This window comes from Longispora sp. NPDC051575 (genome assembly GCF_040681875.1).
Classification (GTDB): Bacteria; Actinomycetota; Actinomycetes; order Mycobacteriales; family Micromonosporaceae; genus Longispora.
In genome coordinates this window covers 669,071-686,465 of record NZ_JBFAZP010000007.1, presented here as the reverse complement: position 1 = coordinate 686,465, position 17,395 = coordinate 669,071, and the positions used below count along the sequence as shown (strand labels likewise).

General features: G+C 68.5%; 17 protein-coding genes. 4 read left to right on the top strand and 13 right to left on the bottom strand.

Annotated elements, in window-relative coordinates:
• Positions 1 to 318 (top strand): carbohydrate-binding protein (locus tag AB0M43_RS24140; RefSeq protein ID WP_363728011.1); only part of this gene is annotated, 318 nt, incomplete at its 5' end.
• Between the two features lie 123 nt (positions 319 to 441).
• Positions 442 to 966 carry a GNAT family protein gene (locus AB0M43_RS24135; protein WP_363728010.1) on the top strand — a complete coding sequence of 175 codons (525 nt, stop codon included), beginning with the start codon at positions 442 to 444 and terminating at the stop codon, positions 964 to 966.
• A 93-nt stretch (positions 967 to 1,059) separates the two neighbouring features.
• Here the strand turns inward: AB0M43_RS24135 and AB0M43_RS24130 are convergent, their stop codons facing one another.
• From AB0M43_RS24130 to AB0M43_RS24110, 5 genes are all read right to left on the bottom strand, one after another.
• Complete coding sequence (locus AB0M43_RS24130) at positions 1,060 to 3,111, bottom strand: hypothetical protein (protein WP_363728009.1); 2,052 nt, start codon at positions 3,109 to 3,111, stop codon at positions 1,060 to 1,062.
• Positions 3,112 to 4,162: 1,051 nt separating this feature from the next.
• Entirely contained in the window at positions 4,163 to 4,348 is a 186-nt protein-coding gene (locus AB0M43_RS24125; protein ID WP_363728008.1) for a hypothetical protein, read from the bottom strand.
• A gap of 452 nt (positions 4,349 to 4,800) precedes the next feature.
• Positions 4,801 to 5,937: an IS110 family transposase gene (locus AB0M43_RS24120; RefSeq protein ID WP_363728007.1), complete on the bottom strand. Its 1,137-nt coding sequence runs from the start codon at positions 5,935 to 5,937 to the stop codon at positions 4,801 to 4,803.
• A 458-nt stretch (positions 5,938 to 6,395) separates the two neighbouring features.
• Positions 6,396 to 7,067, bottom strand: coding sequence for a hypothetical protein (locus AB0M43_RS24115; RefSeq protein WP_363728006.1), 672 nt, complete (start codon positions 7,065 to 7,067; stop codon positions 6,396 to 6,398).
• A 9-nt stretch (positions 7,068 to 7,076) separates the two neighbouring features.
• On the bottom strand, positions 7,077 to 8,033 hold the full coding sequence (locus AB0M43_RS24110; protein WP_363728005.1) for a Ku protein: 957 nt from the start codon (positions 8,031 to 8,033) through the stop codon (positions 7,077 to 7,079).
• 1,364 nt (positions 8,034 to 9,397) lie between these two features.
• On the opposite strand from AB0M43_RS24110, the gene AB0M43_RS24105 reads away from it, so the two are divergent.
• Positions 9,398 to 10,372, top strand: a complete 975-nt coding sequence (locus tag AB0M43_RS24105) for a Shedu anti-phage system protein SduA domain-containing protein (RefSeq protein WP_363728004.1) — start codon at positions 9,398 to 9,400, stop codon at positions 10,370 to 10,372.
• Between the two features lie 353 nt (positions 10,373 to 10,725).
• Here AB0M43_RS24105 and AB0M43_RS24100 read toward each other — a convergent pair whose 3' ends face one another.
• From AB0M43_RS24100 to AB0M43_RS24080, 5 genes are all read right to left on the bottom strand, one after another.
• Positions 10,726 to 11,400: a hypothetical protein gene (locus tag AB0M43_RS24100; protein ID WP_363728003.1), complete on the bottom strand. Its 675-nt coding sequence runs from the start codon at positions 11,398 to 11,400 to the stop codon at positions 10,726 to 10,728.
• A gap of 82 nt (positions 11,401 to 11,482) precedes the next feature.
• Entirely contained in the window at positions 11,483 to 12,334 is an 852-nt protein-coding gene (locus AB0M43_RS24095) for a hypothetical protein (protein WP_363728002.1), read from the bottom strand.
• Positions 12,335 to 12,413: 79 nt separating this feature from the next.
• Positions 12,414 to 12,878 (bottom strand): hypothetical protein, encoded by a 465-nt coding sequence (locus AB0M43_RS24090; protein WP_363728001.1) that lies wholly within the window; start codon positions 12,876 to 12,878, stop codon positions 12,414 to 12,416.
• Positions 12,879 to 13,029: 151 nt separating this feature from the next.
• Entirely contained in the window at positions 13,030 to 13,173 is a 144-nt protein-coding gene (locus AB0M43_RS24085) for a hypothetical protein (protein ID WP_363728000.1), read from the bottom strand.
• A gap of 277 nt (positions 13,174 to 13,450) precedes the next feature.
• On the bottom strand, positions 13,451 to 14,626 hold the full coding sequence (locus AB0M43_RS24080; protein ID WP_363727999.1) for a hypothetical protein: 1,176 nt from the start codon (positions 14,624 to 14,626) through the stop codon (positions 13,451 to 13,453).
• 89 nt (positions 14,627 to 14,715) lie between these two features.
• Here AB0M43_RS24080 and AB0M43_RS24075 point away from each other — a divergent pair, with 89 nt between their 5' ends.
• The gene (locus AB0M43_RS24075; protein WP_363727998.1) at positions 14,716 to 15,213 is read left to right on the top strand and encodes an NUDIX hydrolase; all 498 of its coding nucleotides are present in this window, start codon (positions 14,716 to 14,718) and stop codon (positions 15,211 to 15,213) included.
• 2 nt (positions 15,214 to 15,215) lie between these two features.
• Here the strand turns inward: AB0M43_RS24075 and AB0M43_RS24070 are convergent, their stop codons facing one another.
• The 3 genes from AB0M43_RS24070 to AB0M43_RS24060 are packed head-to-tail and all read right to left on the bottom strand — an operon-like array spanning position 15,216 to position 17,386.
• Complete coding sequence (locus AB0M43_RS24070; RefSeq protein ID WP_363727997.1) at positions 15,216 to 15,602, bottom strand: hypothetical protein; 387 nt, start codon at positions 15,600 to 15,602, stop codon at positions 15,216 to 15,218.
• A gap of 3 nt (positions 15,603 to 15,605) precedes the next feature.
• Complete coding sequence (locus AB0M43_RS24065; protein WP_363727996.1) at positions 15,606 to 16,451, bottom strand: hypothetical protein; 846 nt, start codon at positions 16,449 to 16,451, stop codon at positions 15,606 to 15,608.
• Positions 16,448 to 17,386, bottom strand: a complete 939-nt coding sequence (locus tag AB0M43_RS24060; RefSeq protein WP_363727995.1) for a hypothetical protein — start codon at positions 17,384 to 17,386, stop codon at positions 16,448 to 16,450. Before AB0M43_RS24060 ends, AB0M43_RS24065 begins: the two co-directional genes overlap by 4 nt.
• Positions 17,387 to 17,395 lie beyond the last annotated feature (9 nt).

Sequence of the window (17,395 nt, the reverse complement as noted above, 5' to 3'; positions counted from 1 at the left end):
GTACTGCTGATGAACGTCACCCAGGTCGGCAACGCCAAGAACGCGACGTTCGACTTCCTGCTCAACGTCACCCAGACCCCGCCGACCACCCGGCCGCCGACGAGCAACCCCCCGACCACCCGACCCCCGACCAGCAATCCCCCCACCACCCGGCCGCCGACGAGCGCGCCGCCGCAGGGGACGTGGAAGGCCGGGACGGCGTACGCGGCCGGCGCCCAGGTCACCTACGGCGGCGCCGGGTACCGGTGCCTGCAGGGGCACACCGCGATGGTCGGCTGGGAGCCGCCGAACGTGCCGGCACTGTGGGCACGCGTCTGACCGGGCGCGTCTGACCCGCCCAGGCCTCGGCCCCGGTCCCGCCACGGGGGCCGGGGCCGGGCGCCGTCCCCGAGCCGGGAAACGGGCCTACGGCCACCGCCGCCGGGATGCGATCGTTGCGGGATGACCGTCACCACCCGCCTCGTCACCCTCGACGACATCCCCGCCCTGGTCGACCTGATCAACGCCAACCGGGAGTTCCTCGCCCCGTGGGAGCCGACCCGCGACGCCGACTACTACACGGTCGAGGGCGTGACCACCGAGGTGCGGGCCGCACTCGAACGCGACGCGGAGGGCCGCACCCTCCCGCACGTCATCCTCGACGACGACCGGATCGTCGGCCGGATCACGCTCAACGAGATCCTGCGCGGCCCGTGCCAGTGGTGCAGCCTCGGCTACTGGGTGGCCGCCACCGAGACCGGGCGGGGCGTCGCCAGCGCGGCCGTCCGGGGGATGATCCGGGTGGCGTTCGAGGAGCTGGGGCTGCACCGGATCCAGGCCGGCACCCTGCTGCACAACGGCGGCTCGCAGCGGGTGCTGGAACGCAACGGGTTCACGCGGTTCGGGGTCGCGCCGGAGTATCTGAGGATCGCCGGGCGGTGGCAGGACCACGCCCTGTACCAGCTGCTCAACCCGCAGCCGATGTGAGACCGGGCCGCGCCGCCCCGGGGGCCGACCGGCGTGGAGCCCGCACGAAACAGCCGGGGAACCCTAGGGTTCCCCGGCTGCGCACGGTTCCAGCTAGCTGGCGGCGAGCGTCGGCGGCAGCCTGTCGGCGGACAGGGCCGGCGACACCCGCCCCGGCACCGGCGACAACGACCGCAGCCCCGCCCGGTCGTCGGCGGCCAGCGCCTTGTACCACGGGATCTCGAAGGTCCCGTTCACGTCGACGAGCAGGTGGGACCGCCCGACGTGGTGGTAGACGTTGAACCTGTTTCCCGGGCCGATCTCGGTGATGGTGGCGACGGCGACCGTCTGGCCGGCGGCCGGGTTGAGGTTGCTGGCGGTCGGCCGGGGCGGGTTGCCGTTCAGCGCCGGCCACAGGGTCAGGAACGTCGACTCGGTCGAGCTCACCGCCGTGACGTTCGCCGACAGGGCGATGGTGTCGTCACCGGCGACCGACGGCGGCGCCTGGATCACGGTGGTGGACTGCGGCTCGAGCTGTCCGGCGCCGAGACCGTCGCGGGTGTCGGTGATCCGGACGGGCTGCACCGGGTTGAACCGCAGCCCGCGCTCCAGAGCGCCGTTCACGTAGATCCCGACGATGTCGACGATCATGTGGGTGTCGGAGCCGTAGTGGTTGTACACGGTGACCGAGGTGTTCGGCGAGCAGGACGGCCGGGGCATGCACTTCGACGTCGGCACGATCGCCATGTTCGGCACGGTGCGGTACGGCGCGAAGTTCAGGGTGGACGTCTGCGGGCGCGGACCGTCCCCGGACCAGGCGGTGAAGTAGCCCGGGCCGGTCGGGTCGACGGCCGTGATGCTCAGCGCCAGGGCGGTGATGTTCTCGGTCAGGCCGGTGTAGGCGACCGGGATGGCGACCTGGTAGCCGCCCGGAACCGGGCGCTTGAAGTCGTCCCGCGAGTCGAGCAGCCGTTCGACCTTCACCGGGAAGTACTCGCTGCCGAGGCCCTTGGTGGCGAGCACCTCGTTGGACGCGGCGTAGTAGCCGACCACGTCCACCAGCACGTGCGCCTGGCCCTCGTGCTGGTACAGCGAGATCTGACCGTCGGCGCCCACCGGGACCGTGACCGAGTTGGCCCCGGTCCAGCCGGCCGCGAAGTTCAGGCTGGACACCAACGGCCGGGCGATGCCTTTCGGGTACGCGGTGATGTAGCTCGGCGCCGACGGGTCCACGACGGTGAGGTTCGCGACCACGGCGGAGACCCCGCTGGCCGGCAGCCCGGCCTGTCCGGTGACCTGCAGGTTGTGCACCGAGTACGGCCCGTACGCGCCGCCGCCGTTGCGGGTGTCGAGGATCCGGGTCGGGTTCACCGGGTAGTAGGTGCCCTTGGCCGGCACGAAGCCCTCACCCTGGAGGCTGACGGCGATCCGCCCGGCCTGGGTGTCGTTCGTGAGTTCGACGGTCGCGTCGGCCGGCCCCTTGGCCTTCGGCTTGAACGCGACCTCGACGAAGCAGGTCTCGCCGTACCCGAGGTCGCGGCCCTTGCAGTCGTCGGCCGTGATCCGGAAGCTGGGCTCCTGCGCCCCGGTCACCGCGGACGCGCCGAAGTGGGTCGGCTGCGGGCCCTGGCCGGTGACGGTGATCCGCTTCGACGGGGAGACCTGGCCGATCTCGGTACTGCCCCAGGTCAGGTCGCTGACGGAGGTCGAGGTCGCCTGGTAGCCGACGGTCGAGTTCCACCGCACCTCGCCGGCCATGCCGCCCCGGCAGTCGTAGAAGTAGGACGCCGCGATGGCGCTGAGACGCCCTTCCGTGTCGTACTTCACCTCGCGGATGTTCAGCGTGCCCGCCGTGGCCGGGCCACAGCCCCATTCGTGCTGGACGACGTCCAGGCCGGCCCGGGTGGCATCGCTGTCGTGCAGCGTCTCGTAGGTCCCGACGTAGAACTTCTGCCCGCTCGGCGGGGTGACGCTGACGTGGGTGATGCCGCCGTTGACAGGCTGCACCGACACGCCGTTGGAGACCGTCGTCTCGTTGTTACGGCTCGTGACGACGTTGCGACCGGCCTCGTCGATGCTCAGGAAGTTGTACGGCGCCGCGGGCGGTGCGGCGAGCGCCGGACCGGCCGTGAGCAGCATGCCGGCACTGACTCCGGCAATTACCATGATTGTGCGTAAAGTACGCAAGACATTCCCCGTGACGAATAGAATTACTAGAATCGCCGCAGGTTAACGGGGGTCGAGAGCACCGAACAACCCGCCGCCGGGTACAAGTGGATGCCCATTTGTTCAGAAATTGTGGGGCGCGCGGTTGAGGTGACCCGGCCAAACAAAAACTGGCCAGACACCGGAGTGTCTGGCCAGTTCGTTGCTGTGCGCCGCCAGGGACTCGAACCCCAAAGCCGCAGCGCTAAGCAAATCAATCAACAACAAGCCACTTTGAGCTCCTGACCAGGAAGAACGCCAATACTCTTACCTACTCGCGTCTACTCGAATGTGCTTTGGGCTACAGAAAGTGGGCCCAAAGTGGGCCCACTGGCGAGGTTCGGAACGCCCACACGCTGCTGTGTGACCTGCATCACCTAGATGATGGGTGACTTACATCACATAGCAATCCTGGTGTCGCAATTCCGCTGGTCAACAGCAACATTCGATAGGCCAAGAAGCGAAAGGTGCCTGTCCCGCGCACCGAGGAACCCCCGGGTCGGCTACCCCCGCTAAGGCAGTGATCTTGGCTGTGGCTGCGTTGCTGGGGTAACCATGCCAGCCGCATGAGGCCGCCCAAATGCCGTCGCGGTGTTGACCACCGTGGCTGCTGCACTGCACGTCATGGTCGCCGGAGTAGCTGGGATCTGGCGGCCAACAGCCCGGTGCACGACTGGATGCCGTGCACCGGGCCGCCCGTGGCCTGCGTGCCGTACCGGCCCCACCTGCGCCCCGGCTGTGGCCGGCCGGTGGTCACGTGACCTCGCGGGCGAGACCGAGTCTCCCTGCTCCGGGGGCGGCGCCAGGCGGACCTGACGCTCCTATGCATCGTCAAGCCGCAGTGACTCAACTTGCCGGTGACGCCGGGGGCCGCCTGTGGATCTACGGGCGGCCCCTGGCGTCCCGTTGGAGCTGGCTACCAGCAGTGGATGAGCAGGGAGGTGAGGATCTTGCAGGTGCGGGTGTCGGCGTTGTTCGCCGGGTTGGGTCCTGGCCGAATGATCTTGCTGGGTTAGGTGTGGGGTGTGGTGGTCAGGGTGAAGTCGGCGAGGTCGGCGGCTTGGCATGGCCATATGGTGTGGCAGCTGACGCAGTGGGCGGTGTCTTCGGCGCGGTGGTGTTCGTCGAGGACGGCGCGTGCGAGGGCTTTGAGCTGGGTCCAGGCGGCCTGGTCCGAGGGTTCGGGTAGGAGTCTCATCGGGTGACAGATTCGGCGGCGGGCGCGTCTGCGGGCGTCTGCGGGCGGGGGCCGGTTCGGTCGCGGCGGGCGGCGCGGTGGGTGTCTGCTTCGGTCCAGGCCGCGTCGATGTCGGCGAGGAGTAGGTCGATTCCTGTGGGCTCGGCGGGTCCGGTCACGGTGATGACTCCTAGGCGGTGAACTGACGTCGTCACCAGGATGGACGCCGCTGGCCGGTATTCGTGACGACGCTCGCCGTGGCGGTGCGAGTGTCGGATACTTGCCGCCGGCCGTTGCCGTCCGGCGGGACGGCTCGTTGGGGTTGTGAGCCGTGAGGGTCTGGCTCTGGTCGGGGAGGGTCCTCCCGCGTCGTTCCCTCTGGGGGGCGGGAACCGTCGTTCGCCCCGCGTTCGCGCGGGGCGAACTTCGTTGACGCGCTCTCCGGGAATTTCCAGGTTCGCGCTGGAGCACTGTCAGGCCGCCAGGGTCAGGGACGTGACCGGGACCAGTTGAGGCTGGTCAGGCTGGTTGTCGGTGCTGGTCAGGGGTAGCGGGACCGTGTTGCGGACGGCGAGTGCGGGGCGCAGGAGGGCGAAGACCTCCCGGGCGATGTAGCGCTTGAGACAGCGCATGACGTCCAGATGACTCAGGCCCTCGGCCTTGCGGCGCTCAGCGTAGGCGCGGGTGCGTTCGTCGTACTTGAGCCTGTTCAGGGCGACGATGTGCAGGACGAAGTTCGCTCCCCTGTCACCGCCCCGGTTGAGTCGGTGCCGGTCGGTGCGCCCGGAGCTCGCCGCGATCGGCGCGACGCCGCAGAGCATCGCGAACGCGCGTTCGTTGCGGATCCGCTCGGGGTTGTCGCCGGCGGTGACCAGCAATTGGGCGGCGACGTTGGGACCGATACCGGGCCGGGCGAGCAGGTCCGGGGCGACCTCGGCGACCATGAGTTTCAGCTCCAGCTCGGCTTCCTTGATCTCGGCGTCGAGGTGCTGAACGCGGCGGGCCAGCCGCCGCAGGGCGATCTTCGTGCAAGCGATCGGGTCGACCAGGTCGCAGCCCGGCCGCAGGCGAGTGGCCGCCTGGACGGTCCGGAAGTGCGTCATCCCGTCGAGCTGCTCGCGCAGCTGGTCCGGAGCGCTACGGATCATGCTGACCAGTGCGTTCAACGCCGCAGTGCGGGACTTGACCGCCGTAGCCCGGACGGTTCGGATGACCCTGATCGCCTCGACCCGCCCGTCCCTGGACTTCGGGACGCCCTCGGCGATACCTGACAGCACCGCCCTGGCCGCGGCCTCGGCGTCGACCGGGTCAGATTTGCCGAGCCTGCGGCGCATCCGCCGGTTGGGCCGGTCCACCTCTATGACGGTCACACCCTGAAGGCGCAGAAAGCGGGCCAGGCCGGCGCCGTAGCTGCCGGTGCCCTCGACACCGATCGAGCTGACCGGACCGTACTGGCTCAACCAGCCCAGCAGGTCCATGTAGCCGGCCGGCGTCGTCGGGAACTGCGCGGTCCCGAGGAGACGACCGAGCTGGTCCAGGGCGGCGGCCGTGTGGGTATCGGCGTGGGTGTCGACGCCGCCGATCACTTCGGCGGCACAGGTGTCGATCATCAGGGAGTGGAAGCCTTCCGATGGGGAAACGGCAGGTCAATCCACACGACGGCGGCGGGGACAGCACGGTAAAGAGGCCATCGGCCAGGCTCCTATTAGGTCATTCCACCACCGCGCGTGGGCCCGGCGGGGGCGACAGGTCAGGCCCAAAGCAGCCACCTGAACGGGACGCCAGTGGACAGTTTCGGGTCAGCCCCCGCCGGGAGCTCCATTCTTACCGTGGATAACTTGCGGCGTGTGGATAAGTCACCGCAGGTGACCGGGATTTAGGTGCGGGGTTTGCCGTCACTCGGACCACGGCCTCGTTCCTGCCGCTCGCCTGGGTGAGAACCTGCGCGCCGACCTGGTCGCCGCGTTAACTACCGGCCGCCACTTAGCCGGGCCCCCTCGACCTGCCGGTGGAAGCCCGCAGATTCCTCGCGGTCCACGACGGCGTACTCGTCCACCACGGCGGGGACCTAGCTTCCATCCGGCGTGAGAACCGCAGTGGGTAGCCGCATTCGACGCTTCAACTCGTCCGGGAACGCCAGGAGCTTCTGCACGTCGAGCATGAACTCCGGTTCTCCGGTGTACGGCCACGCCTTGATGACCGCTTTGACGAACCGGCGGTACGCCCACTTCACCCTCAGGGAAGCAGCTCCCGAGTCCTTGAGCGCGCTATACCGGAAGGCCCGCCTGGCGACCCGACGGACATGTTCACTACGGAGAAATGTCAGCCTGTCAAGCGCCGCGGCCTGCTGACGGTTGGCGATGCGCTCGCGCTGCCGTTTGACGATGCGCTCGTAGACGACGCGTGTCCAGATGAGATACCACAAACCCGCGAGCCCGAAAGCAACCAATGTAAGCACGGTCAGACTGGCCCACACGATGACGCTCGCCGTGGAGCCAAGCCTGTCCCCCAAGCCGGGAACGAACAGCACCAGGAGGGACAATCCCTCGCCTACGAAGAACATGACCACGACCAACACGTACGTCGTGACCAAACCCGAGAGCGCCGCGCACACGGCCCACATCCGGGTCGCGTACTCAGAGACCGCGCGCAGCAGTGATGTGGCCTCGATCAAGATCGCTATGAGCAAAGCCGGCATGACCTGGGCTACGGTGGCGAAGAAGGTCTCGTTCTGCGCCATTGGATGACCTCATGCCGTCTTGCGGGGCTTTTTGGCCGCAGCCTTCTTCGCCATGGTCGCCTTGGCCGTCGTCTTCTTCGCGACCTTCGGCGGTTCGGGCTCGGCATCCGGGTGCGCGGGTACCGACTTCAACACCCGCTTGGCTGTCTTCTTCGGCGGCTCGGGTTCAGCATGGCCTCGCCGGGCTTCGGCTACAGAGGCTCGTAGCGCCTCCATCAGGTCCAGGGCCGCGCCGGCGTTGGTTTCGCTGGCTGGCCTGGGTGCCTCGATGACGTTCTTGCCGGACACCTTCGCTTCGATGACGGCCTGTACGGCTGCCCTGTAGTCGTCGTGGAACCTTGGGTCCAGGGGATCCCAGTCCTGGCTGCGTGACTCGATGAGCTGGACGGCCATGGTGAGCTCGTTGCCGTGGGCCTGGTCGGCGTCCGTCTCTATGAATGTTCCCGGCGGCTGGCGGACTTCGTCTGGCCACAGCAGCGTCGAAAGGACGATGACGCGGTCGTACACGCGGATCGCGGCGAGCTGTTCCTTCGATCTGATCGCTACTTTGGCGATGCCGACGAGGCTACTGTCGCGAAGTGCGTCGCGCATCAACGCATATGCCTTGAGCGCCCCTGCGCCCTGCGGCTCCAGGTAGTACGGCTTGTCGTACATCGTAGGGTCGATCTGGCCTGTAGGCACGAAGGCGTGCACGTCGATCACGTGCGCGGTCGCCAGCGGCAACCCTTCAAAATCCTCATCGGTCAGCATGACGATCTCACCGCCGCCGATGTCGAAGCCCTTCACAATGTCCTCGGACTCGACCTGCTGCCCGTCAACCTCGCAAACCTTGCGTTGCCGCACCCGGCCTCCGTCGTCGCGGTGGACCTGATGGAAGCGCACGTCGCGATCCTCGACAACGGTGTGGCCGACGACAGGAATGGCCACCAGCCCGAAGCTGATGGATCCTTTCCAGACGCGAGGCATCTTCACAGCGTGCCCCGAATCCAGCGATCACGCCCGTGACCTGCGATAACTACATGGCCGTCGTTCGGACAGCCAGGCTCGAATGCGCAGGAAGCGACGCGGATCGGCAGTACCGGTGCGATGGCAGTGATCTTGGTCGTGGCCGCGTTTGGGTCTCGGGGGGGAAACTCGCGTGGACTTTGCGGGCCGCGACAAGGTACCTTGACGACATTGGGATTCGACAAGGTACCTTGACGGCGTGGCAATTGCGGACAGCGCACGCAGCACGGGATTGCCGACGAAGACATACGCCACGAGGTCTCACCGGACGGTTTCTCGAATCGTCGTCCTCGACCCCGACGACGACCCAGTAGCCATCCTCGCCATGCCGCTTCGAGCAAGGTTCTACGACTATCTGAAGAGGCGAACACCATGCCCAGAACCCCCGAGGAACTCGCGAGAGCCGCAGCCGACGCGGAAGCATGGCTCGACTCCCTCGACCCCAACACGGACGAGGCCGAGGACACCACCGACCTACGTCACATCGCCCAAGCCGTAGCAGAGATCGCCGCAGGTCAGGAACGCCTCCGCGAGGCCGTGTCCGCAGCCCGTGCGGCGGGCCGTAGCTGGGGCCGGATATCCATGGTGCTAGGCGTATCGAAGCAAGCCGCCCGTGAGCGGTTCAACGAGCGGGCCACCACAGCTGAGCCTCAAACGACTGAAGGCCGCCCCGATGCCGGGCCGGTCTAGTCCGCTCCCACGTGCGAGCGGCCCCCGGATGCACCCCGGGAGCCGACTCAACTAGGCGCCTCTCTTGTCGGGCTACAGAACTGGAGGTACGCCAATGCCCAGCGTACGCGGAGGAAAAAGGGGCCCCGGCCCGAGCCCGGAGGAACCCCCGGGGCGGCTGCCACTGCGATGGGCAGTGATCTTGGTCGTGGCCGCGATGGCTGCGGTACCCATGGCAGCCGTAGGAGGTCCCCCGGCTGCGGTCGCGGTGTTCATCACCGTGGCTGGCGCACTGCACGTCATGGTCGCCTGAGTAACAGGGACCTGACGGCGGCGACAGCCCGGTGCACGATTGGATGCCGCGCACCGGGCGGCCCGTGCCTGCGATCCGTACCAGCCCGACCTGCACCGCGGCCGTGGCTGGCCAGTGGTCACGGGACCTCGCCGGCGAGACTGAGTCGGCCTGCGATGCCGGCGGTGGGCGGACCTTACGCTTCTGTAGTGCGTCAACGTCCGGACGTTGGGTGCCGACAGCGGTGGGCGCCTCGGTCATCTGACGCAGCCGTCCTTTGTCGAGTGACCCTGGACTCCCGGAGCCTTTCCGCTCCAGGCATCCCACGACGTGGCTCACTTCGGCAGTCGTGTATGTCTAGGTCATGAGCCTCAACCCGCCGAGACAGCCATCCGGCCAGAGTAGATGCGTCTTCCCAGGGTGCGATGTTCCTTTGGTCCGGGAAGGCTTTGTCAACCTCGAAGTGGCGCATATCCATGCAGCCAACCCAAGCGGACCGAGGTACGACCCGGCAGCAGACAGGAATGATCCAGGAAACCTGCTGCTGATCTGCACGAACCATCACAGGCTGATCGACCAAAACCCGATCACGTATTCCGCACAGCATCTGAAAAACCTCCTCAACGCGGCCCGACAGGAGGCCCTTGAGTCCGAGCGGGACTTGCCCGATCCGGAGCCCGAGCGCGAGCCGGAGCCCGAGCCGGAGCCCGAGCCCGAGCCGTTAATCCTGCCTGGAGCTGATCGGCCGGCCAGCTTGTTCCGTAGCGCCGTCGCACTCTGGGAAGAGCACTCAAAGAACGCCGAGGAAGAATTCTGGAACCGACTCTTCAGAAGCAACCCTGCCCTGCTAGCGCCATTCGTCAGCGCTGGCCCCTTTGTCCTCCACAACAAGTCCTACCTAGGGGGCAAGGGACTGGGAAATCGAGGCGGTACAGTCTTGGACTTCGTGGCCCAACATCGGGGCAACTGCACCCTCGTGGAGATCAAGACACCCTGCACTGACCTAATGGGTCCACGGTATCGGAACGGCGTGCACGTGCCCTCGCATGACCTGACCGGGGCAGTGATGCAGGCTATCGTGGGGCGCCACCGGCTGTTAACAAACCTTCATGCCCTCCAGCAGGAGACACCTGGTCTACAGGGCCACGCGCCCAGGCAGCTGGTGATCGTCGGCAACACTGCAAGTCTCGACACGGAGGAGAAGCGCCAGTCGTTTGAGATGTACCGGCAGAACCTTCTCAACGTCGACGTCCGAACCTACGACGAGATATTCGGGGTTCTTGACGATTTGGCTAGTCAGTTGGACGGCACGTTCAACCAACCCCAGAATCCCGAATAGGCCCAGAATACCGGCGACGAGAAGTGCCCTGGATCAGCCTCCGACCGGTTGAAATTGGCCCGGGTGCTGGCGGCGCTGGCTGGCGTCCGAGCCAGCGCCGCCAGGGACGCGCTCGGCGTCCGGGTGGTCTTCCTGCGGCACCACCCCACCAGCGCGTGGCCGTGGCCGGCGGTCGAAGGTGACCTGCCCCGCCGCCACTCTCCCCGACCGTCCACAGGCTGCGCAGTTGCCTGTGGATAACTTGCGGCATGTGGATAAGTCGCCGCAGGTGGCGGGAATGTAGGGGGTTGGGTTCGTCGCCAAGATGGCCTTGGTGTCGACCGGGGACACGTCGACCTGCTGCGCGACCGGCCTCAGCAGGGGCGAACCAGTTGTAGCACAGCCCGGGACCTCACCGGCCTTACACGGCGTCGCCGTTCGGCTCCCAACTGCCGTTCCGGTGGGAGGGCGGCGTGGATGCGGGACCAGTGCCGGTAGATCACCCCGATGTCTAGCGATAGACGGTTGTCCGCCCAGCCGGACAGCAGTGGGTCAGTGATGCCGTCCGGCAGCCGACCGGCGGCAAGTGCCCGGACCAGGGTCAGGATCCGGTCGAGGTCGCGTTCGACGTGTCGGCGGACGTCGGTGTCGGGCACTGGGTGCCCGAGGAGCCGTTCGGCGGATTGCTCGGGCACGATTTCCCACAGAACCTGGCTGCCCGCGAGGTGCGGCACGCGGATCATCCCCGGCGGCGCCGCCGGGGCGTGACCGGCGGCGAGGATCGGCGCGCTCGGCAACGCCCAGCTCCGACGGCGGCCTTCACCGATCCGCGCGGCGCGGACTAACAGCCCCGGCCTGATAGGGGCGGCGTATGCGAGGGCGACGGCGACCCCGGGCACCCGGGCCAGGCTCCACGCCCACCCGAGGCGCACCGTCGGATCCGGGCTGGCCGGTGTCCACCACCACGACCCGGCTAGCGGCACCGTGCCGGCTACCACGTCTTCGGCCAGCGCGAGAACGCCGGAGACGTCGGGGGTCGCCGCGAACATCGACCTACGGACGCTCATTCGCAGACCCGACAGGGGTCGAACACAGTCAGGGCTAAGGAGTGCAGATCGACCATGGTGTTGCTCACCGGGGTGGGGCCGGGTGCGGGCAGCCGGTGGTGGGCATCAGCCAGATCGTGTGTTCTGCGGCTTGGGCTGTGATCCCGCCAAGGTCCCACCGGTCCGCCCACCGGGCCGTGACCAGGTTCATGCCGGTGTCGAGGTTGTCGTCGTTGGTGAGCCCGAGCCGTGCCCAGCCGTCGGCGATGTCGGGTAGCAGGCGCTCCGGGTCGCCGGTGACGGTGACCTTGATCGGCGTGTTCTGCGCCCTTGTGATCGGCGTGTCCTCGGGGGTCTCACGACCACAGATCCCTACCCCGACCGGGATCACCGCAGGCTTCGGATCGACCTTGCCGGGGGCGACCCGTTCGGCGGCGTCGAGGGCAACGGCCCACAGCCACTGAGCCGCCGCCTCGCGCGCCATCGGGTCCGGCGGGTGCGCGTACGTCCCAGCGGGGTCGGCCGGCATCCGTCCTCCTCGGGCCGGGCCCCAGGCTGCGAGCGCTTGGGCGGCCGTCCACCGGACCGTGGGATGCAGTTCTCGGCTCGCGCCCTCGAACGTGACCGACACCGTAATTTCCCGGCTGCCGTCTCCGGACCGCCAGGCGATCTTGCCGAGCCGGCGTGTGAACCGGGTCGCGCCGTCGGCGTCGATCACGTCCTGCCGTGAGGTCGCCACGACCAGCACGGCTGCGGAAGTGGTGGTGGTTCGCATCCGGTGGACGCCGGCGGCTTCCCACGGCCCACCCGGTGTGGGCTTGGACAGTTCGGGGCCGCTCAGAAGTGCTGGGCCGAGCGACGCGGCCAGGACAGCGATGCCGACGGTCAGCGCGCCGGCGATAATCCACCGCTTCAGGGTGGTGTTCGGGGTGATCACGTTCTACCTTTCACAACTACATGTACAGGGGACGTGGTGCGGACGACCGCCGTGGAGAGCGCGGTCCAAGTGCGGATGGTCAGCCGGTGCAGGTCAGGTAGACCCGTCCGGCGGGTCCGGTGCCCTCAACGTGGACAGCGACGGGATGGATGGGTAGGTCGGTCAGCGTGCCGGTCGGTTCGCGGTTCGAGGTGGGGCCGGCGAGGTGGCCGTCGACGCGCACGGACAAACGCACCGTCCCGCCCGTCGCTGTGCCGGGTGGCGTGTAGGTCCAGGTGATCGTGGTGGGTGCGGTCCGCTCCAGGGTCAGGGTGCCGGTGCGGTTCGAGCACGGCTTGTCCTGCGGCGCGGGGCTCGCCGACGCGGCGGCGTCGAGCGTTGGCAGACCGCCGAACCCGCCGAAGGCCGCGAACCCTACGGTGACCACACCCAGCCCCGCGGCGAGAATCAGGTTCCAGAACTGTCCGCCGCGGAGTTGGGATTCGGCCCTTGCCCGCTTACGGTCCGCCCACGCGACCCGCAACGTTCGCGCCACCATCAGCATCGCGGCGACAGCTGCGGCCCCGCCGATCAACCACGTCACGCGGCGACTCCGCCGTACAGCAGCGCGGTCTGGTCCACGATCTGGTGCGCCACATCAGGCAACAGCCGTGGCAGCCGCTGCTCCAGGTGCTGGCCACTGCCGATGATGGCTGTCATCCGTCCTCCCGTGGCCAGGTGCGTACCACTCCGAGCCCGGCCAGCAGAGCAGCCGTGGCAAGCGTGCTGACGAACGCGAAGCTGGTGCCGCCGCCCCAGTTGCGCAGGTTCGCCAGCAGGGCGGGGTCCCAAATCGTCACGATCGGCCCGCCGAGTAGCAACACGGCGAAGAGGATGATGGACGCCCCGCGCACGAGGATGCGGACCAGAGGTCGGCGGCGGGCACACCAGCGCCTCACCCGGTACCCGATCTCCAGTCGGGGGCGTGGTCGATGCTGGTCGGGCTGAGGGCCGCAGTCGTAGCACATGGGAAAACTCCTGAGCATTTGATCGTGTTTGGGCGTGCGGGATCACGGGCCCGCGAGTTTCGCCGGCCCGGCACGCCGGGGGGTGGGTCCGCTTCGGTGGCGGGCGCGGTCAGTTCGGGGTGCCTGCCAGGTCGCGGAGAAACGACAGCTTCGAGTAGTGCCCGGGCTCGCTGTGTGCCCCGTGGTGGCGCAGTATCTGGCCGACCCAGTTGGTGAGGCGGTCGAACTGTTCGCCGACAGCGTGTTCGTCAGGGGCGAAGATGCCCCGGGTGCCGCAGTACTCGATCTCCACCTGGCGGAGTTGCCGCGCGTTCCCGGCGGGTTGGACGCGGTCGCAGATGATCGAGAACCAGTTGCCGGTGTCGGTGAACTCGGCGTTCACGTCGAGGCGGTACCGGTGAAACGGCGGATGCTCGATCATGTCGGTCAGGCCCAGGACGCCGCGAACGTGCTGTTCGTAGGGCAGGTCGAGCCGTAGGACGTCGAGGTGTTCGCGGCGCAAACGCGCGTCCTCGGTGAACCACTTGCGTTTGATCAGCGTCCTGCCGCCGTCGCCCGGGGCGAAGGACACGTACCCGGCCTCCGGTGGCGGTCCGGTGATCTCGAAGAGGTGGTTGGTGCTCGCCCACTTCTGGAGACCATCGCCGGGTTTGAGCATGAGGCCGGCGACCTCGCCCGCGCCGATGCGGGCGTGCAGGTCCGTGGCCAGCGTCCACGGGTCCGCGCCGGTCACGGTGTACTTGACCTCCAGCTCGTACCCGGGGTGCGCCTTGGTCCAGGCTCGATTGTGGTTGTCGAGAACCGGGCCGTGCAGACGGTGCGCGCCGACGACCCCGGCCAACCACGCTAAGCCTTCGACGCCGGATGCCCCCACGGCGACGGGGGTGGCGGTGATCCGGGTGAACAGGCCCCATTCGGCGTCGGCGCGCACTAGGGCGTAGGCGTGCAGACCCGCCGGGCCGACGTGCACGATCCACAGCGGCACCGCCGGGCCTGCGTGCCCGGTGCGCACCGCCAGGTGCCCGGCGAGGTGCCCACCAAGCGGTGGGGTGGTGCTCTGCGACCAGCGGTGCACGACCGTGGCCTGCGGTGCTGTGCCGCGCTGTGCGCCCAAGTGCGCGAGGATCACCGGCCCCGTAGCTGTGGGCTGGTCGGAGTGCGGGAGTTCGGGGCTGCCCAGCACCAGGTACGCCTCGACCTGCGGCTCTAGGCGGGCGGCGCGCGGGGTCACCGCGTCCTGCCCGGGGTCGGTGGCGTTGTGTATCCGGACCGATCCCGCGCCCACGCCGCAAGGGCCGGTGCGGTAGACCAGTACGGTCCGACCGGATCCGGCACGCGGGCCGACCGGCGAGCGGGCGAACCGAGAGGTGCACGGTGAGCGAGTACAGCAAGGTGACAGTGGCGGCCCTGGCGATCACGCCGGGACCCGGCGGAACGATCACGTTCCTGCACCAGCAACGTGGCCCCTACGCCGGACACTGGTTGCTGCCGGGCGGGAAAGTCGATCCGGGCGAGTCGGTGCCTGCTGCGGCGTGCCGGGAGGCGGGCGAGGAGGCCGGTGTCGACCTCAAGCCCGACGACATGACCCTGACCGGCGTGTACGAGATGCTGGGGCAGTGGTCCGGGGGCTCGTATCACCTGATCATGTTCTGCTTCCTCGCGGCCGGGGAGCACACGGTGCCCGCCGGCTGGCAGGGCGATCAGGTGGGCGAAGTCGTCCAGGTGCCGGCTGACAGCCTCACCCCGCATCCCACGGTGATGCGCATCCTCAACGACGCCGGGGTGACCGTCTACGACCAGGCCGACATCGAGGCCGGGTTGGAGCGAGACGGGATCACGATGCTGCGGCTGGCCGCTGGCCTGCCCGCCTGATCTCACCGCACGGCCCGGGGGGCTGGGGTCTGTTCGGTGAACGCGCCGAGCACTCCGTCCTCCAGGACCCGGCAGCGCAGTTCCCGCTGGTCGCCGAACCGCTCGGCGGCGGCGTCGGTGATGCGCCCGGCCAGGTGCTCGCACGACTGCGGCCCGAAGTCCAACAGCCCGTCGCTGTTGGACAGCGCGAAGGTGCCCATCAGCTCCAGCAGCCAGCGGGCTTCGGCGATGATCTCGATCTCGCGGTCGCCGTGATCGACCTGCACGTCCAGCTCGACGCCGAACAAGTGCCGGTGAGGGCGGGACAGGTAGATCTCGGTGCCGTGCGCGCCGGGCCAGTGGTGCAGGCCCGGAATTGTCGTTTCCAGGTGCACGAATGTCTTTCGCATGGTCTAGTCCTCCGGGTCGAGGCCGGCGGCGGTGCGCAGCACGGCGACGTGGGCGACGGCGACGGCGAGTCGGTCGTCGCCGATCGGGCTGTACAGGTCCGGCTTGGTGGGGGTGTCGCGTTCGGCGCGGCCGGTGATCGGGTCGATCGGCAGGTCGCAGGCCGCGTACCAGAACGCGGCGCTGGAGTCGTTGGACTTCACGACCTCGCTGTGTCCGCGCTTGCGGTGCTCGCGCAGTTCCCAGGCGAGTGACCGGTCTCCGCCGAGGAGGTGCATGGGCAGCCACGGGTCCTGTTGCAGCAGCAGGCCGACGCACTCCAGGCGGGCTTCGGCGTTGGGGGCACCGAACGACGCCGGGACGGAGAGTTTGCTCAGTCCGATGCTGTGCACGCCTTCGAGGTCGCACAGTGCCCGGTAGCAGGCCAGCCATTCCTTACGGCTGCGGCCTTGCGGGACGGCCATCACCTCAAATTCCCGTCCGGCCACTTCCCGCAGGAACGCCGTTGTGCTCGCCACGGTCGCGGGGCCGTCGTAGAGCACGTCGTGGCTGATGATCACGGTGGCGTCGATGCGTTCGGCGGCGGCGAGGACGTGTTCGGCTGCCAGTCCCTGCCCGGTGGTCTCCTCCAGCTCGAACGCCGAGTTGTCGAGGATCACCCGGACTCCGGCGGCGGACCGCTCGGCGAAGTAGTCCGCGTACGGCTCGGACTCCAGGACGAGGTGGGTCAGGGCCATCTGGATCGGGCCGCGAGCGGACAGGGCGCGCTGGTGTGGGATCGGGGCGATCACCGCCAGGTCGATGCTCGGCGTGCCGGGCAGCAGGTGGTCACTGCGGTGGTGGTCGGTCATGGTCTCTCCCGGCGGGGGTAGGGGCAGTCGGATTCGAGGAAGCAACTGGCGCAGTCGGGGGTGCCGGCGGTGCAGGTGCTGCGGCCCAGGAGCAGGAAGATGAAGTGCGCGGGGGCGAGGTCGGGGCCCAGGCCCAGGAGGGTGGCGACGATCTGGTCGCGGACCTTCACGGTCAGCTTCCCGTCGTGGGGCACCAGTCCCAGGCGGGCCACCGCGCGGTGCAGGTGCACGTCGACGGGCAGGAGACTGCGGGCGCCGACGCCGAACACCAGCACGCAAGCGGCGGTCTTGTGCGCCACGCCCGGCAGCGCGCACAGGTAGTCCAGCGCCCCTGGCCGCGTGAGCCGGTCGGCGAGCCACTGCGCGCCGCCGTCATCGAGGATCTGGCGCGCGGCGGTGGCCATGCGCGGGGCCTTGTACGGTCCGGAGGAGCGGATCGTCTCCGTCAGCGTGCCCAGGTCCAAGCTGGCGATGGTCTGGGGGGTGATGCCCCCGCAGACGGCCGCCAGGTTCGGGAAGACTGCCCGTACGTTCTCCCCGGAGCGGTTCTGCGAGAGCATCGTCAAGATCAGCGCTTCGAACGGGTCCGCCCACATCACGACCACACCGGAGTACTCCACCGCGAGGGTGTCGATGACGTTGGATCGGCCGATGAGGTCGAGCATCCTGACCTGTTCGGCGAAGGTGCGTCGCAGCCACGGCACCAGCTCGGCGGCGCGGGTGTGGTCGAACCAGAAGGCCAGCTTGTGCTGGTCGTCGTGTTCGGTGACGGCGACGTCAACGGGGCCGCCGGGTAGGTGCACCACCCGCCGCCACCGGTCGGGGCCGTCGGCGGTCCAGGCCAGGGCCGGGATCTGGATGTCCATCGTGCCGGCGAGGTCTACCGGGTCGCGGAAATCTATGACGGCGTCGGCCGCGCGGGGGCGGGTGTGCATGTCTGCTCC

What these genes read in the sequence shown, in the direction of transcription:
- AB0M43_RS24065 (WP_363727996.1), bottom strand. Translation starts at nt 16,451, where the DNA reads ATGACCGACCACCACCGCAGTGACCACCTGCTGCCCGGCACGCCGAGC.
- AB0M43_RS24115 (WP_363728006.1), bottom strand. Translation starts at nt 7,067, where the DNA reads ATGGCGCAGAACGAGACCTTCTTCGCCACCGTAGCCCAGGTCATGCCG.
- AB0M43_RS24135 (WP_363728010.1), top strand. Translation starts at nt 442, where the DNA reads ATGACCGTCACCACCCGCCTCGTCACCCTCGACGACATCCCCGCCCTG.
- AB0M43_RS24110 (WP_363728005.1), bottom strand. Translation starts at nt 8,033, where the DNA reads ATGCCTCGCGTCTGGAAAGGATCCATCAGCTTCGGGCTGGTGGCCATT.
- AB0M43_RS24100 (WP_363728003.1), bottom strand. Translation starts at nt 11,400, where the DNA reads ATGTTCGCGGCGACCCCCGACGTCTCCGGCGTTCTCGCGCTGGCCGAA.
- AB0M43_RS24070 (WP_363727997.1), bottom strand. Translation starts at nt 15,602, where the DNA reads ATGCGAAAGACATTCGTGCACCTGGAAACGACAATTCCGGGCCTGCAC.
- AB0M43_RS24090 (WP_363728001.1), bottom strand. Translation starts at nt 12,878, where the DNA reads ATGCTGATGGTGGCGCGAACGTTGCGGGTCGCGTGGGCGGACCGTAAG.
- AB0M43_RS24120 (WP_363728007.1), bottom strand. Translation starts at nt 5,937, where the DNA reads ATGATCGACACCTGTGCCGCCGAAGTGATCGGCGGCGTCGACACCCAC.
- AB0M43_RS24060 (WP_363727995.1), bottom strand. Translation starts at nt 17,386, where the DNA reads ATGCACACCCGCCCCCGCGCGGCCGACGCCGTCATAGATTTCCGCGAC.
- AB0M43_RS24130 (WP_363728009.1), bottom strand. Translation starts at nt 3,111, where the DNA reads ATGGTAATTGCCGGAGTCAGTGCCGGCATGCTGCTCACGGCCGGTCCG.
- AB0M43_RS24105 (WP_363728004.1), top strand. Translation starts at nt 9,398, where the DNA reads ATGAGCCTCAACCCGCCGAGACAGCCATCCGGCCAGAGTAGATGCGTC.
- AB0M43_RS24125 (WP_363728008.1), bottom strand. Translation starts at nt 4,348, where the DNA reads ATGAGACTCCTACCCGAACCCTCGGACCAGGCCGCCTGGACCCAGCTC.